We start from the raw sequence: 14,555 nt of genomic DNA, 5'->3' as shown, positions 1-14,555 counted from the left end.
CGGCGATTCCTGCTCAGGCCATGACGGGACGAGGGGCAGCATTGGCAGCCTGCACGGTTGGCATGCGCGTCAAGCGCAGGGCATTGAGCACCACGATCAGCGAGCTCACCGACATGCCGACCGCCGCCCACACCGGCGTGATCCAGCCCAGCGCGGCGAAGGGCAGCATGAGGCCATTGTACAGCGTTGCCCAGAGCAGGTTCTCGAGGATGTTACGGCGCGTGCGGCGCGCCAGGTCGAAAGCCTGTGCCAGTGCCTGCAGGCGGTTGGACAGCAGCACGGCGTCGGCGCTGGTCTTGGCCAGGTCGGTGGCCGAGCCCATGGCGATGCTGATGTCGGCGGCGGCCAGCACCGGCACGTCGTTGACGCCGTCACCGAGCATCAGCACCTTGCGTCCTTCGCTCTGCAGGGCCTTGACCCGGGCCAGCTTGTCGTCCGGACGCAGGCCGCCGATGGCCTGGTCGATGCCCAGTTGCGCGGCGACTTCCCCGACCATCGGCGAGCTGTCGCCCGACAGCAGCAAGGTCTGCCACCCGCGCGCCCTGCACGCGGCCAGCAACTCGCTGGCATCGTCACGCAGGCGATCGTCAAGGCCGAACCAGGCCAGGGGGCCCATGCGGTCACCCAGGAGCAGCCACTGCCCGCGGGGCTCGGGTACCGCCGGCACTTCGGCGCCGCTCAGGGCGCAGACGAAGGCGGCCTGCCCGATGCGCAGCCGCTGCTGGTCGACCTGGCCCTCAAGGCCCAGCCCAGGTACGGCCTGGACATCGTCGGCAGGTTCGGCACTGTGGCCGAAGGCACGGGCGATGGGATGTTCCGAGCGGTTCTCCAGGGCGGCTGCCAGGGCCAGGCAGCGGTCAGGCGCAAGGCTGCCCAGCGGGCGGATGCTGCGCAGGGCCAGGCGTCCTTCGGTCAGGGTGCCGGTCTTGTCGAACACCACGGTGTCGATCTGGTTCAGCCCTTCGAGCACGTGGCCGCGGGTCACCAGCAGGCCAAGTTTGTGCAGGGTACCGGTGGCCGTGGTCAGGGCGGTCGGGGTGGCGAGCGAGAGCGCGCAGGGGCAAGTCGCGACCAGCATCGCCAGGACGATCCAGAACGCGCGCTCGGCATCGAGGTGCCACCACCACAGGCCGATGGCCAGCGCCGCAGCCAGGCTGAACAACAGGAACCACTGCGAGGCGCGGTCGGCAATCTGCGCCAGGCGTGGCTTTTCCGACTGTGCGCGTTCGAGCAGGCGCACGATGGCCGACAGGCGCGAATCCTGGCCGAGGGCGTCGACCTCTACGGTCAAGGCGCTCTCGACGTTGAGCGTGCCACCGGTGACCCGGTCGCCAGCCCGTCGGGCCTGGGGCAGGTATTCACCGGTGAGCAGCGATTCGTCGATGCTCGAACGGCCTTCGAGGATACGACCGTCAGCGGGAATCACCGCGCCCGGCAGGACCTGCACATGATCGCCGCGGACCAGCTCGGCCAGCAGGATGCGTTCGGCACGCCCCTGCTCGTCGAGGCGCAGGCACGAGGCCGGCAGCAGGTTGACCAGTTGCGCGGTAGCCGCTGCCGTGCGTTCGCGGGCGCGCCGCTCCAGGTAGCGGCCGGTGAGCAGGAACAGGGCGAACATGCCCACGGTATCGAAGTACAGCTCGCCGCTGCCGGTGATTGCGGTCCAGATCCCGGCGCCATAGGCCAGGGCGATGGCCAGCGATACCGAGACATCCATTGTCAGATGGCGGGTGCGCAGGTCACGAGCAGCCCCTTTGAAGAACGGTGCGCAGCTGTAGAACACGATCGGCGTGGTCAGGAACAGCGCAACCCAGCGCAGGATGGTGTGCAGTTCGGGCGACAGGTCGATGTTGAATTCCGGCCAGGTCGCCATGGTCGCCATCATCGCCTGGAACCACAGCAGGCCCGCTACGCCGAGCCGTCGCAGCGCCGTGCGGTTTTCCCGGGCCAGTTGCTCGGCGGCCTGGTCGGGCTGGTAGGGGTGGGCGGCGTAGCCGATGCCGCGCAGTTCGGCGATCAGCCGCGAGAGCGGCAGTTGCCCGTCGTTCCACCTGACGTGCAGGCGGTGGTTGGACAGGTTCAGGCGCGCCTCGCCAACGCCTTCGAGATTGCGCAGGTGCTTCTCGATCAGCCAGCCGCAGGCCGCGCAACTGATGCCTTCGATCATCAAGGTGGTTTCGGCCAGGGCGCCCTGGTGCTGCACGAAGTTCTGCTGGACGTCGGCACGGTCGTACAGCGCCAGTTCGTCCTGCAACTGCCGCGGCAGTGCCTCGGGGTTGGCACTGGTTTCGCTGCGGTGCTGGTAATAGTGCTCGAGCCCGCCTGCGACGATGGCTTCGGCGACTGCCTGGCAGCCAGGGCAGCAGAACTGCCGGGGCTGGCCAAGTACCACGGCGCTGAAGCGGTTGCCGGCGGGGACGGGCAGGGCGCAGTGGTAGCAGGGGGTGGGTTGGGTCATCGGGGTCATGCCTGGCCGTGGGCAACAGCGCAAAACCTGTGGGAGCGGGCTTGCCCCGCGATGGCGATCACCTGGACAACATCATTGCCTGGGCTGACGCTATCGCGGGGCAAGCCCGCTCCCACGGGGTCGGTGCTGTTGCAGCGGTTCATTCTTGATGCTCGGCGCCTTGCAGGGCTTCATCGCCCAACTGCAAGGTCACGCCATGCTCGACCTTCTCTTCCTCGAACAGGCGCCATACCTGGCCGTTCTCGGTCCCCAGCAGCTCGACGAAGCGCCGGCCCTCGACCTTGTCGTCGAGCTGGCCGACATAGCGCCCGGTTTCGCTACGGGCAAGCTGGACCTTGCGGTCCTTGTCGGGCTGGGTCGGCGAAATCAGGTTCAACTCCAGGGTCTGCGGATCGCTGTTGCCGGTCAGGCGCAGTTCCACCTCGCCGGTCAGGTCGTCCAGATGCACGCTGGCCTTGAGACCAAGCGTCTGGGCCAGCAGCTCGCGGTCCAGCGAGCGGTTGATGCCTTTGCCTGCCTCGTAGTAATTGTCGTTGACCAGGTTGTCCGGGTTGCGCACGGCGATGCTGACCATGGTCAGGCTCAGGCACACCGAGGTGGTGAGGATGCCGATGATGATCCAGGGCCAGAGGTGCTTGTACCAGGGGCTGTTGGCGGTGGCGGCAGTCATTGTCGAACGTCTCTCTCAGCGGATCTGTGGGCCGATGAAGCGGCTCTTGGCTTCAACCTGGGTGCCGTTGTCGTCGGCATCCTTGAGGATGAAGGTGATGTCGTTGGTGCTCGAGGGCAGTTTCTCGGGGGCGACCGACAGCTGCACCGGCAGGCTGACGATGTCGCCTGCGGCCACGCGGATCTCGCGTTGCCCGGACAGCTGCAGGCCAGGCAGGCCGGCGGCATCGAGCACGTAGACGTGGTCGCGCTGGTCCTTGTTCATCACCTTGAGGCTGTAGACGTTCTCGATCCAGCCTTGGGCGTTCTCGCGGTACAGCACGCGGTCCTTGCTGACGTCGAAGCCGACCAGCGAGCGGGTGGCGAAGGCGGTGGCCAGTGCACCGATCATCACCAGCAGCACCAGGGCGTAGCCAATCAGGCGCGGGCGCAGCATGTGGGTCTTCTGCCCGGAAAGATTGTGCTCGGTGGTGTAGCTGATCAGCCCGCGCGGGTAGTCCATCTTGTCCATGATGCCGTCGCAGGCGTCGATGCATGCGGCGCAGCCGATGCATTCGATCTGCAGGCCATCGCGGATGTCGATGCCGGTGGGGCATACCTGCACGCACATCGTGCAGTCGATGCAGTCGCCCAGGCCCTGGGCTTTATAGTCGACGCCTTTCTTGCGCGGGCCACGGGCTTCGCCGCGGCGCGGGTCGTAGGAGACGATCAGCGTGTCCTTGTCGAACATCACGCTCTGGAAGCGCGCGTAGGGGCACATGTACACGCACACCTGTTCGCGCAGCCAGCCGGCGTTGCCATAGGTGGCGAGGGTGAAGAAGCCGACCCAGAAATAGGCCCAGCCATCGGCCTGGCCGGTGAAGAATTCGATGGCCAGTTCGCGGATTGGCGAGAAGTAACCCACGAAGGTCAGGCCGGTGACGAAGCCGATCAACAGCCACAGGCTGTGCTTGGCCAGCTTGCGCAGGAACTTGTTGCCGCTCATGGGCGCCTTGTCGAGCTTCATGCGCTGGTTGCGGTCGCCCTCGGTGACTTTTTCGCACCACATGAAGATCCAGGTCCACACGCTCTGCGGGCAGGTGTAGCCACACCAGACACGGCCTGCGTACACGGTGATGAAGAACAGGCCGAAGGCGGCGACGATGAGGATGCCCGACAGCAGGATGAAGTCCTGTGGCCAGATGGTGGCGCCGAAGATGTAGAACTTGCGTTCGGGCAGGTTCCACCAGACGGCCTGGTGCCCGCCCCAGTTCAACCATACGGTGCCGAAGTAGAGCAGGAACAGCAATGCGCCGCCGACCATGCGCAACCTGCGGAACACGCCGGTGAAGGCGCGGGTGTAGATTTTCTCTCGAGAGGCGTAGAGGTCGACGGAATCCTTTCCTTTGTTGGCAGGCGGGGTGACGTCATGTACCGGAATCTGCTTGCTCATCATCAAGTCCCACGGCAGTGGAGAAATGCCAGGGCCAGTGCATGCCGGCCGTGGTCGCGCGCCTGTGTTGGCGCTCTGCGGCCCATGATACGCCTGTGATGGCAGGGTAGGGCTTGGCTGCGACGTTTAGTCGCGTTGGGTGGTCGTTTAAATCGTGTTATGGCGAGTGTCAATTGATCCAGGTCAGCCAGTGGTGCATTTGCCGGCCTCATCGCGGGCAAGCCCGCTCCTACAAGTACTGCACCAGCCTTGTGGGGGCGGGCTTGTCCCGCGATGAGGCCAGCCCAGGCTTACTCAGCTGGTTGAGTCGGCTCCGCCTGCTGCGACAGGCTGTACACATAAGCCGCCAGCAGGTGCACCTTGTCGTTGCCCTGGATTTCGGCCTGGGCGGGCATCTGCCCCTGGCGACCGTAACGAATGGTCTGCTGCAGCTGGGCGAAGCTCGAGCCGTAGATGAACGCCTGCGGGTGAGTCAGGTTGGGTGCGCCCATGGCGGGGGTGCCCTTGCCTTCAGGGCCGTGGCAGGCCACGCAGTTGGCGGCGAAGAGTTTCTGCCCGTTGGCCGCGTCGGCCTTGATGCCCTCGGGCAGGCTGCGCCCGTCCAGGTTGGTCAGCACGAAGGCGGCGACGTCCGCCACGCCCTGCTCGCCGATCACCTCGGCCCAGGCCGGCATCACACCATGACGGCCATTCATGATGGTGGTCTTGATGGTTTCCGGTTCGCCGCCCCAGCGCCAGTCGCTGTCGGTCAGGTTGGGGAAGCCGTACGCTCCCTTGGCGTCCGAACCATGGCACACCGAGCAGTTGGAGGCGAACAGGCGTGCGCCCATCTTGAGGGCCTGCGGATCCTTGGCGACGTCTTCCAGCGGCATGGCCGCGAACTTGGCGAAGATCGGCCCGAAGCGGGCATCGGCCTTGGCCATTTCCTTTTCCCATTCGTGCACGCCGGTCCAGCCCGACTGACCATTGCTGAATTCGGTCTGCTTGTCGTTATCCAGGTACGTATAGCCTGGCAGGATGCCTTTCCAGTTGCCCAGGCCCGGATACAGCGCCAGGTAGCCGAGGGCGAAGACGATGGTGCCGACGAACAGCCAGAACCACCATTTGGGCAGCGGGTTGTCGTACTCCTCGATACCGTCGAACGCATGGCCGACGGTTTCATCGGTGATCTCTTCGCGCTGGCCCTTGCGGGTCGACAGCAGCAGCCAGGTCAAGGCGAAGATGGTGCCCAGGGTCAGGACGGTGACGTACAGACTCCAGAAGGTTGTCATTGTTGTTTGCTCCCAGAAGCATTCTTTTGCGCGTGCTCGACATGCCGGCTGGCCTCGGGATCATCCGCGAAGGGCAGTTGCGTGGCCTCGTCGAAATCCTTCTTGCGCCGCGGGCTGAACACCCACAGCGCCAGGCCCACGAAGGCCACCAGCACGACGACGGTGCCCAGGCCGCGAATCATCCCGATATCCATCAGCGTCACCGTTTGCTCTTGATGAGGGTGCCAAGGCCTTGCAGGTACGCCACCAGGGCGTCCATCTCGGTCTTGCCCTTGACCGCATCGCGGGCACCGGCGATATCTTCGTCGGTGTAGGGCGTGCCGAGGGTGCGCAGCACTTCGAGCTTCTTGGCCGTATCCTTGCCATCGAGGTGGTTTTCCACCAGCCATGGGTAAGCGGGCATCTTCGATTCCGGCACCACGTTGCGCGGGTTGTACAGGTGTGCGCGGTGCCAGTCGTCGGAGTAGCGTCCGCCGACGCGGGCCAGGTCCGGGCCGGTGCGCTTGGAGCCCCAGAGGAAGGGGTGGTCCCAGACGCTTTCACCGGCCACCGAGTAGTGGCCATAGCGTTCGGTCTCGGCACGGAACGGACGGATCATCTGCGAATGGCAGCCTACGCAGCCTTCGCGGATGTAGATGTCGCGCCCTTCGACCTCCAGCGCGGTGCGCGGCTTCATGCCCTCGACCGGCTTGTTGGTGACGTCCTGGAAGAACAGCGGGACGATTTGCGTCAGGCCGCCGATGCTCACGGCGATGACCATGAAGAAGGCCAGCAGGCCTATGTTCTTCTCGACTGCTTCATGCTTCATCAGTGCGCTCCCACGACGACGATCTTGGCGGCTTCATCGGCCTGCGCCGGATTGGCAGCGCGTACCGTGCGCAGCACGTTGTAGGCCATCAGCAGCATGCCCGAGGCGAAGAAGGCGCCGCCCAGTGCGCGGACGATATAGCCCGGATGGCTGGCCTGCAGCGCTTCGACGAAGGAGTAGGTGAGGGTGCCGTCATCGTTGATCGCGCGCCACATCAGGCCTTGGGTAATGCCGTTGACCCACATCGAGGCGATGTACAGCACGGTGCCGATGGTCGCCAGCCAGAAGTGCGCGTTGATCAGGCCGACGCTGTGCATCTGCTCGCGGCCGTACAGCTTCGGAATCATGTGGTACACCGCGCCGATGGAGATCATCGCCACCCAGCCCAGGGCGCCGGCGTGGACGTGGCCGATGGTCCAGTCGGTGTAGTGCGACAGCGAGTTGACCGTCTTGATCGCCATCATCGGCCCTTCGAAGGTCGACATGCCGTAGAACGCCAGCGACACCACCAGGAAGCGCAGGATCGGGTCGGTGCGCAGTTTGTGCCAGGCACCGGAGAGGGTCATCATGCCGTTGATCATGCCGCCCCAGCTCGGGGCCAGGAGAATGATCGACATCACCATGCCCAGCGACTGCGCCCAGTCGGGCAGGGCGGTGTAGTGCAGGTGGTGGGGGCCGGCCCAGATGTACAGGGTGATCAGCGCCCAGAAGTGCACGATCGACAGGCGGTAGGAGTAGATCGGACGCTCGGCCTGCTTGGGCACGAAGTAGTACATCATCCCCAGGAAGCCGGTGGTGAGGAAGAAGCCCACGGCGTTGTGGCCATACCACCACTGGATCATCGCGTCAGTGGCACCGGCGTAGGCCGAGTACGACTTGAACAGGCTGACCGGCAGCGAGATGTGGTTGACGATGTGCAGCATCGCGGTGACCACGATGAAGGCGCCGTAGAACCAGTTGCCCACGTAGATGTGCTTGGTCTTGCGCTTGACGATGGTGCCGAAGAACACCACTGCATAGGTGACCCAGACGATGGCCAGCAGGATTGCGATGGGCCATTCGAGCTCGGCGTATTCCTTGGTGGTGGTGTAGCCCATCGGCAGGGTGATCAGCGCGCCGAGGATCACCGCCTGCCAGCCCCAGAAGGTGAAGGCGGCCATGCCGTCGGAGATCAGCCGGGTCTGGCAGGTGCGCTGCACCACGTAGTAGCTGGTGCCGAACAGGGCACAGCCGCCGAAGGCGAAGATCACCAGGTTGGTGTGCAGCGGTCGCAGGCGTCCGAAGCTGGTCCAGGGCAGGTCGAAGTTGAGCTGCGGCCACACCAGCTGCGATGCGATGAAGACGCCGAGGCCCATGCCAAGGATCCCCCAGACCACCGTCATGATGGCGAACTGGCGGACGACCTTATAGTTATAAGCAGTCGGACTGATTGCTGTGCTCATGCTAAGGTTCCACGGTTTAGGTGTTCTTGTTGGTGGAAAAATCGGCGCCAGTCTCGATAGCCGCAATGGCTATGGCAACGCAAGGTACCCTGCGCCGACCCGTGTCCATACCCTTCCCACCACCGTCCCGTGGCGTTTCGGGTCGAACGATTGTACACAAATAAATATCTGTAATGTGTACCGTTTTTCACCTTTTTCTGATCGATCGGTCAAGCTTTTTTTTTGATGTCTTTTTCGCGCGCGGCGTCAGGCAATGCGCCGCGTCGAGGCCATCGCTGCAACGCGAGGCCACTGTGGCAACAAGCTTAGTTCCGTTCGGAGGGGGTGCAAGGGAGGGGGAGCGGCGCACCCCTGTGGGAGGGCGAGTCGCCGCTCCCACAGGGGGGATTTGCAGGGGTACTTACTTGGTTGTCAGCGTTTCAGCGTTTTCATCATGGGACAGGCTGTACACGTAAGCCGCCAGCAGGTGCACCTTGTCGTTGCCCTGGATCTCGGCCTGAGCCGGCATCTGGCCCTGGCGACCATAGCGGATGGTCTGCTGCAACTGGGCGAAGCTCGAACCGTAGATGAACGCCTGCGGGTGAGTCAGGTCGGGTGCGCCCATGGCGGGGGTGCCCTTGCCTTCCGGCCCATGGCAGGCCACGCAGTTGCTGGCGAAGATCTCCTTGCCCTTGGCCACGTCGGCCTTGGCCCCTTCAGGCAGGCTGCGGCCATCGAGGTTGGTGAGCACGAAACCTGCGACATCCGCCACGCCCTGTTCGCCGATGACCTCGGCCCAGCCTGGCATCACGCCATGGCGGCCGTTCATGATCGAGGCCTTGATGGTCTCGGGTTCACCGCCCCAGCGCCAGTCCTTGTCAGTCAGGTTGGGGAAGCCGTAGGCCCCTTTGGCGTCCGAGCCATGGCACACCGAGCAGTTGGAGGCGAACAGGCGTGCGCCCATCTTCAATGCCTGCGGATCCTTGGCCACTTCCTCCACCGGCATGGCGGCGAACTTGGCGAAGATCGGCCCGAAGCGGGCGTCGGCCTTGTCCATTTCTTTCTGCCATTCGTTGACCTGGGTCCAGCCATTCTCGTAGCCGGGCAGGATGCCTTTCCAGTTGCCCAGGCCCGGGTAGAGGATCAGGTAGCCGACCGAGAACACCAGGGTGCCGACGAACAGCCAGAACCACCATTTGGGCAGCGGGTTGTCGTACTCCTCGATGCCGTCGAAGCTATGGCCCATGGTCTGGTCGGTGGTGTTGTTGCTCTGGCCCTTGCGGGTGCCGAGCAGCAACCAGGTCAGGCCGATCAGGCTGCCGATGGTCAGTACGCTGATGTACGTACTCCAGAAGGTGGTCATTGCCCGTTACTCCTCATGGCAGGTTCCTGCCCGGCAGGGGGCAGGCGGTCGTCGTCGAAGGGCAGCAGGCGCGCTTCGGCGAAATCACGGTCGCGGCGGCGGTTGAACACCCAGAGCGACAGGCCGATGAAGGCGATCATCACCACCAGGGTGCCGAGGCCGCGGATCATGCCGATGTCGAATTCCATCGTGCTTACCTCTTGTTCTTGATCGAGGTGCCCAGCACCTGCAGGTAGGCGACCAGCGCATCCATCTCGGTCTTGCCCTTGACCGCGTCGCGGGCACCGGCGATGTCTTCGTCGGTGTAGGGCACGCCGAGGGTGCGCAATACGCGCAGCTTGGTGTCGGTGTGGCTGTTGTCGACCGGCTGTGCGACCAGCCACGGGTAGGCCGGCATCTTCGATTCCGGTACCACGTTGCGCGGGTTGTACAGGTGCGCGCGGTGCCAGTCGTCGGAGTAGCGTGCGCCGACGCGGGCCAGGTCCGGGCCGGTGCGCTTGGAACCCCAGAGGAAGGGGTGGTCCCACACACTTTCACCGGCCACCGAGTAGTGACCATAGCGTTCGGTCTCGGCACGGAACGGACGGATCATCTGCGAATGGCAGCCCACGCAGCCTTCGCGGATGTAGATGTCGCGGCCTTCCAGTTGCAGCGCGGTGTAGGGCTTCATGCCCTCGACCGGCTTGTTGGTGACGTCCTGGAAGAACAGCGGGACGATCTGCGTCAAACCGCCGATGCTGACGGCGAACACCATCAGCAAGGCCAGCAGGCCGACGTTTTTCTCGATGACTTCATGTTTCATCAGGCGTGTCTCCTCAAGCCAGCTGGGCGTTCGCAGGGGCGGCGTCAAGCGCTGGCGAACGCACGGTGCGCCAGGTGTTCCAGGCCATCAGGAACATGCCGCTGAGGAAGATCGCCCCGCCGACGAAGCGCACGATGAAGCCGGGGTGGCTGGCCACCAGGGTTTCGACGAACGAGTAGGTGAGCGTGCCGTCGCTGTTGACCGCACGCCACATCAGGCCCTGGGCGATGCCGTTGACCCACATCGAGGCGATGTAGAGCACGGTGCCGATGGTTGCCAGCCAGAAGTGCGCGTTGATCAGGCCGATGCTGTGCATCTGCTGCTTGCCGAACACCTTCGGAATGGTGTGGTACAGCGCGCCGATGGAGATCATAGCCACCCAGCCCAGGGCGCCGGCGTGGACATGGCCGATGGTCCAGTCGGTGTAGTGGGAGAGGGCGTTGACGGTCTTGATCGCCATCATCGGGCCTTCGAAGGTCGACATGCCGTAGAACGCCAGCGACACCACGAGGAAGCGCAGGATCGGGTCGCTGCGCAGTTTGTGCCAGGCACCGGAGAGGGTCATCATGCCGTTGATCATCCCGCCCCAGCTCGGTGCGAGCAGGATCAGCGACATGATCATGCCCAGTGACTGGGCCCAGTCGGGCAGGGCAGTGTAGTGCAGGTGGTGCGGGCCGGCCCAGATGTACAGGGTGATCAGCGCCCAGAAGTGCACGATCGACAGGCGATAGGAATACACCGGACGCTCTGCCTGCTTGGGCACGTAGTAGTACATCATTCCCAGGAAGCCTGCGGTCAGGAAGAAGCCCACGGCGTTGTGGCCGTACCACCACTGCACCATGGCGTCGGTGGCCCCGGCGTAGACCGAGTACGACTTGGTCAGGCTGACCGGCATCTCCAGGTTGTTGACGATGTGCAGGATCGCCACGGTGAGGATGAAGGCACCGAAGAACCAGTTGCCCACATAGATGTGCTTGGTGGTGCGCTTCATCAGCGTGCCGAAGAACACGATGGCGTAGCAGACCCAGACGATGGTGATCAGGATGTCGATCGGCCATTCCAGTTCGGCGTATTCCTTGGAGCTGGTGTAGCCCAGTGGCAGGCTGATCGCTGCCAGCAGGATCACCAGTTGCCAGCCCCAGAAGGTAAAGGCCGCCAGTTTTGGCGCGAAGAGGATGGTCTGGCAGGTACGCTGCACCGAATAATAGGAGGTGGCGAACAGGGCACAGCCACCGAAGGCGAAGATCACCGCGTTGGTGTGCAGCGGTCGCAGACGACCGAAGCTGGTCCACGGAAGGTCGAAGTTGAGGCTCGGCCAGACGAGTTGCGCGGCGATGAAGACGCCGAGCCCCATGCCGACGATGCCCCACACCACCGTCATGAGGGCGAATTGGCGGACCACCTTGTAGTTGTAGGCGGTACTGCTGGTTGTGTTCATGTATGGGTTCCCATCCACGGTTATAGGCAGGCTAAACAGCGAGGCAAGCATGAAAGATGGGCAATGTGCCGGTATTGACGGGGATCAATGGGCCCAAGTGGGAAATGTCCCAGGCTTGCGCGTCGATCCTCCGCAAATCCGGGGCGATCAGGGGCGTTCCTGCAGCCTGATCCTGGCCCATGGCGCCGGTGCGCCGATGGACAGCGCGTTCATGGACGAGATCGCGCAAAGGCTGGCGGGGCTTGGGGTCGGGGTGATCCGCTTCGAATTTCCCTACATGGCCGAGCGCCGGATAAACGGCGGCAAGCGTCCGCCCAATCCGCAGAAGGTGCTGCTCGAGTGCTGGCGCGAGGTGTATGGGCAGGTGCGACCATTGGTCACGGGCACCTTGGCCATTGGCGGCAAGTCGATGGGCGGGCGCATGGCCAGTTTGCTGGCCGATGAGCTGCAGGTGGATGCGCTGGTGTGCCTGGGGTATCCGTTCTATGCCGTGGGCAAGCCGGAGAAGCCGCGGGTCGAGCATCTGGCCGAGCTGAAGACACCGACGCTCATCGTCCAGGGCGAGCGGGATGCGCTGGGGAATCGGGAGGCGGTTGAGCGGTATGCGCTGTCACCGGCGATCGAGGTGAACTGGCTGGTGGCGGGGGATCATGATCTGAAGCCGCTGAAAGCTTCAGGGTTCAGCCATGAGCAGCATCTGCAGGCGGCGGCTGAGAAGGTGGCGGGGTTTCTGAAGGGTTAGCGCTGGGTTCTTCGCGGGCAAGCCCGCGAAGCGCCTGATGCTTAGTCGCGATACTCGCACAGGTAAGCGGTATCGACCTTGACCTGCAGCTGGAACTTGCTGTCGGCAGGCACATTGAACTTGTCGCCGGCGTTGAAGGTTTCCCAGTTGTCGCTGCCTGGCAGCTTGACGATCAGGGCGCCGGAGACCACGTGCATGATCTCGCGCTTGGCGGTGCCGAACTCGTATTCGCCCGGGGCCATCACGCCCACGGTGGCCGGACCTTCTTCGCCTGAGAAGGCGATCGACTTGACGGTGCCGTTGAAGTACTCGTTGACCTGGAACATGGGCGACTCCTGAACAGAAGGGCTGAAAAAAGGCTGGCCAGTATGCCCAAGCCCTGCGCGGTCGTCATCTGCTTTCAGGTGAGGCTCAAGGGCAGCAACCGCGCGGTATTGCGTGCATCCTCCAGCGCCCGGTGCTGCTGGCCGACGAACTGCATGCCCGCCAGTTGCAGCGCACCGTTCAGGCCGGTGGGGCGCTGCAGGTGGCGGGCCTTGGCAAAGCGCTGCTTGAGGTTGATGTGCGGCAACTGCGCCAGCAGGCTGCTGACCTGATGCTGCTGCCATTCCTGCAACAACTGCTGGCGGTCGTAGTCGCCCCAGCTGACCCAGGCCTGCAACTGCGCCTGGTGATGACCGAGCCAGCGCTCGAACTGCGCCCAGATTTCGGCAAACGGTGCGGCGCTGTCGATACTGGCCTGGCCGATGTGCGTCAGCTCGCGGCAGAACGGTGTCAACTGCGGACGCCGCCGCGGCTTGACGAAGCGCTGGAAGTGATCGACCTCGCGGCCTTCGCGGGTGACCAGGCTTGCGCCGATTTCAATGATTTCCATCTCGGTGACCGGCCAGCCACCGTCGTCGGTCGTGGCTTCCAGGTCGATGACCAGCCAATGGCCCATACCAGGCTCCCTTGCAAGACGCTGTGGTCCGCGGCGTTAGGCATGGGCCAGGGCCGCGGGCCCCTAGGGTCTGTCTGAAATGTATCTGCACTCGCCCATACTGCGTTGAAACGGGGCTCGGAATGCTCATGTACTCCAGTACACTCCGCTTCCTCCCCCCGTTTCGCCTTGTCTGGCCTTCGCGCAGACACATTTCAGACAGACCCTAGAGCGTAGCCAATCCAGAACCCTTACGGCATCCCCTGGCAGAATGCCGCTATTTTGGCATAACCAGCGGTTGTGCCCTGACAGGAAAACGCCTAGCTTAGGCGCATCAAGGTCCACGCCCGTGATTTGAGTGCCTCACTTGACGCCACTGCCCGCCCTCAAGGCCCTGTCATCCCTGATGATGCTCGCTGCACTGTGGCTGGCCGGCTCGGCCTGTGCCGCCGAAATGGTGGAGGTGCGGATCGGGGCTGCGCATTTCCCGCCTTATACGGTGCGTCCGGAGCAGGGGGCCGATACGGGGCTGTTGCCGCAGCTCGCCGAGGCACTGAACCAGCTCCAGGCCGGTTACCGTTTCGTTCTGGTGCCAACCTCGATCCCGCGTCGTTTTGGTGATTTCCAGCAGGGTCGCACCGACATGGCGATCTTCGAGAACCCGCAATGGGGTTGGCAGCAGATCCCGCACACGGTAGTCGACATGGGCCTGGAAGATGCAGAGATCTTCGTCGCCCATCGTCAGGCAGGGCGTGACCAGCATTATTTCGATGACCTCAAAGGCAAGCGCCTGGCGTTGTTCAATGGCTATCACTACGCGTTTGCCGATTTCAATCCCGACCCTGAATACCTGAAGAAGACCTTCCGGGCCATCCTCTCCTATTCCCACGACAGCAACCTGTCGATGGTGCAACGCGAGCGTGCGGACATTGCCCTGGTGACCCGCTCGTACCTGAGTGACTACCTCAAGCGCAACCCGGCCAAGGGCAGCGAGCTGCTGGCCTCGGATCGGGTCGATCAGGTCTACCATCACTACGCGCTGCTGCGTCCTGGTGCGCCGATCCGCGCCGAAGTCTTCACCCAGTTGATGCAGCGCCTGCGCGACAGCGGTGAGCTGGCAGCGCTTTTCGGCCCTTATCGGATCACCGTGCAAACGCCGAACAATTAAATTCGCGGGCTGCGATCACGTTCAGACACTTGAGTGTGATTCCATTTTTCCGTGA

General features: G+C 63.8%; 15 protein-coding genes. 2 read left to right on the top strand and 13 right to left on the bottom strand.

Going from position 1 to position 14,555, the window contains the following annotated elements; genetic code table 11:
- Positions 1 to 13: 13 nt before the first annotated feature.
- From ACNFHO_RS05205 to ccoN (ACNFHO_RS05155), 11 genes are all read right to left on the bottom strand, one after another.
- A complete protein-coding gene (locus ACNFHO_RS05205) occupies positions 14 to 2,458 on the bottom strand; it encodes a heavy metal translocating P-type ATPase (RefSeq protein WP_112898844.1) in 2,445 nt (814 codons plus the stop codon).
- Positions 2,459 to 2,606: 148 nt separating this feature from the next.
- Positions 2,607 to 3,137: a FixH family protein gene (locus tag ACNFHO_RS05200; protein WP_054894763.1), complete on the bottom strand. Its 531-nt coding sequence runs from the start codon at positions 3,135 to 3,137 to the stop codon at positions 2,607 to 2,609.
- Positions 3,138 to 3,152: 15 nt separating this feature from the next.
- Positions 3,153 to 4,568 carry a cytochrome c oxidase accessory protein CcoG gene (ccoG, locus tag ACNFHO_RS05195; protein ID WP_063545649.1) on the bottom strand — a complete coding sequence of 472 codons (1,416 nt, stop codon included), beginning with the start codon at positions 4,566 to 4,568 and terminating at the stop codon, positions 3,153 to 3,155.
- Positions 4,569 to 4,858: 290 nt separating this feature from the next.
- A complete protein-coding gene (ccoP, locus tag ACNFHO_RS05190) occupies positions 4,859 to 5,839 on the bottom strand; it encodes a cytochrome-c oxidase, cbb3-type subunit III (RefSeq protein WP_063545648.1) in 981 nt (326 codons plus the stop codon).
- The gene (locus ACNFHO_RS05185; RefSeq protein ID WP_054894780.1) at positions 5,836 to 6,033 is read right to left on the bottom strand and encodes a CcoQ/FixQ family Cbb3-type cytochrome c oxidase assembly chaperone; all 198 of its coding nucleotides are present in this window, start codon (positions 6,031 to 6,033) and stop codon (positions 5,836 to 5,838) included. The genes ccoP (ACNFHO_RS05190) and ACNFHO_RS05185 overlap by 4 nt, the downstream gene beginning before the upstream one ends.
- A 5-nt stretch (positions 6,034 to 6,038) precedes the next feature.
- A complete protein-coding gene (gene ccoO, locus ACNFHO_RS05180) occupies positions 6,039 to 6,647 on the bottom strand; it encodes a cytochrome-c oxidase, cbb3-type subunit II (protein WP_054894766.1) in 609 nt (202 codons plus the stop codon).
- Entirely contained in the window at positions 6,647 to 8,089 is a 1,443-nt protein-coding gene (gene ccoN, locus ACNFHO_RS05175; protein WP_054894767.1) for a cytochrome-c oxidase, cbb3-type subunit I, read from the bottom strand. Before ccoN (ACNFHO_RS05175) ends, ccoO (ACNFHO_RS05180) begins: the two co-directional genes overlap by 1 nt.
- Positions 8,090 to 8,489: 400 nt before the next feature.
- Entirely contained in the window at positions 8,490 to 9,431 is a 942-nt protein-coding gene (gene ccoP / locus ACNFHO_RS05170; protein ID WP_063545647.1) for a cytochrome-c oxidase, cbb3-type subunit III, read from the bottom strand.
- The gene (locus tag ACNFHO_RS05165) at positions 9,428 to 9,619 is read right to left on the bottom strand and encodes a cbb3-type cytochrome oxidase subunit 3 (RefSeq protein WP_054894769.1); all 192 of its coding nucleotides are present in this window, start codon (positions 9,617 to 9,619) and stop codon (positions 9,428 to 9,430) included. The genes ccoP (ACNFHO_RS05170) and ACNFHO_RS05165 overlap by 4 nt, the downstream gene beginning before the upstream one ends.
- A gap of 5 nt (positions 9,620 to 9,624) precedes the next feature.
- The gene (gene ccoO, locus ACNFHO_RS05160) at positions 9,625 to 10,233 is read right to left on the bottom strand and encodes a cytochrome-c oxidase, cbb3-type subunit II (protein WP_054894770.1); all 609 of its coding nucleotides are present in this window, start codon (positions 10,231 to 10,233) and stop codon (positions 9,625 to 9,627) included.
- 13 nt (positions 10,234 to 10,246) lie between these two features.
- Positions 10,247 to 11,671 carry a cytochrome-c oxidase, cbb3-type subunit I gene (ccoN, locus tag ACNFHO_RS05155; protein WP_063545645.1) on the bottom strand — a complete coding sequence of 475 codons (1,425 nt, stop codon included), beginning with the start codon at positions 11,669 to 11,671 and terminating at the stop codon, positions 10,247 to 10,249.
- Positions 11,672 to 11,720: 49 nt separating this feature from the next.
- Between ccoN (ACNFHO_RS05155) and ACNFHO_RS05150 the strand changes: the two genes are divergently transcribed.
- Complete coding sequence (locus ACNFHO_RS05150) at positions 11,721 to 12,413, top strand: alpha/beta family hydrolase (protein ID WP_063546847.1); 693 nt, start codon at positions 11,721 to 11,723, stop codon at positions 12,411 to 12,413.
- A 41-nt stretch (positions 12,414 to 12,454) separates the two neighbouring features.
- On the opposite strand, the gene ACNFHO_RS05145 is transcribed toward ACNFHO_RS05150, so the two are convergent.
- Complete coding sequence (locus ACNFHO_RS05145; protein WP_416765521.1) at positions 12,455 to 12,739, bottom strand: pyrimidine/purine nucleoside phosphorylase; 285 nt, start codon at positions 12,737 to 12,739, stop codon at positions 12,455 to 12,457.
- A 74-nt stretch (positions 12,740 to 12,813) separates the two neighbouring features.
- Positions 12,814 to 13,353 (bottom strand): exonuclease domain-containing protein, encoded by a 540-nt coding sequence (locus ACNFHO_RS05140; RefSeq protein ID WP_063545644.1) that lies wholly within the window; start codon positions 13,351 to 13,353, stop codon positions 12,814 to 12,816.
- 346 nt (positions 13,354 to 13,699) lie between these two features.
- On the opposite strand from ACNFHO_RS05140, the gene ACNFHO_RS05135 reads away from it, so the two are divergent.
- Positions 13,700 to 14,500: a substrate-binding periplasmic protein gene (locus ACNFHO_RS05135; protein ID WP_054894775.1), complete on the top strand. Its 801-nt coding sequence runs from the start codon at positions 13,700 to 13,702 to the stop codon at positions 14,498 to 14,500.
- Positions 14,501 to 14,555 lie beyond the last annotated feature (55 nt).

The sequence above is a fragment of the Pseudomonas sp. NY15374 genome (assembly GCF_048068255.1).
Taxonomy (GTDB): Bacteria; Pseudomonadota; Gammaproteobacteria; order Pseudomonadales; family Pseudomonadaceae; genus Aquipseudomonas; species Aquipseudomonas machongensis.
This window is presented reverse-complemented; position numbering and strand designations above follow the sequence as displayed.

Coding starts and splice junctions, on each gene's coding strand:
- ACNFHO_RS05205 (WP_112898844.1), bottom strand. CDS start 2,458: ATGACCCAACCCACCCCCTGCTACCACTGCGCCCTGCCCGTCCCCGCC.
- ACNFHO_RS05200 (WP_054894763.1), bottom strand. CDS start 3,137: ATGACTGCCGCCACCGCCAACAGCCCCTGGTACAAGCACCTCTGGCCC.
- ccoG (WP_063545649.1), bottom strand. CDS start 4,568: ATGAGCAAGCAGATTCCGGTACATGACGTCACCCCGCCTGCCAACAAA.
- ccoP (WP_063545648.1), bottom strand. CDS start 5,839: ATGACAACCTTCTGGAGTCTGTACGTCACCGTCCTGACCCTGGGCACC.
- ACNFHO_RS05185 (WP_054894780.1), bottom strand. CDS start 6,033: ATGGATATCGGGATGATTCGCGGCCTGGGCACCGTCGTCGTGCTGGTG.
- ccoO (WP_054894766.1), bottom strand. CDS start 6,647: ATGAAGCATGAAGCAGTCGAGAAGAACATAGGCCTGCTGGCCTTCTTC.
- ccoN (WP_054894767.1), bottom strand. CDS start 8,089: ATGAGCACAGCAATCAGTCCGACTGCTTATAACTATAAGGTCGTCCGC.
- ccoP (WP_063545647.1), bottom strand. CDS start 9,431: ATGACCACCTTCTGGAGTACGTACATCAGCGTACTGACCATCGGCAGC.
- ACNFHO_RS05165 (WP_054894769.1), bottom strand. CDS start 9,619: ATGGAATTCGACATCGGCATGATCCGCGGCCTCGGCACCCTGGTGGTG.
- ccoO (WP_054894770.1), bottom strand. CDS start 10,233: ATGAAACATGAAGTCATCGAGAAAAACGTCGGCCTGCTGGCCTTGCTG.
- ccoN (WP_063545645.1), bottom strand. CDS start 11,671: ATGAACACAACCAGCAGTACCGCCTACAACTACAAGGTGGTCCGCCAA.
- ACNFHO_RS05150 (WP_063546847.1), top strand. CDS start 11,721: ATGAAAGATGGGCAATGTGCCGGTATTGACGGGGATCAATGGGCCCAA.
- ACNFHO_RS05145 (WP_416765521.1), bottom strand. CDS start 12,739: ATGTTCCAGGTCAACGAGTACTTCAACGGCACCGTCAAGTCGATCGCC.
- ACNFHO_RS05140 (WP_063545644.1), bottom strand. CDS start 13,353: ATGGGCCATTGGCTGGTCATCGACCTGGAAGCCACGACCGACGACGGT.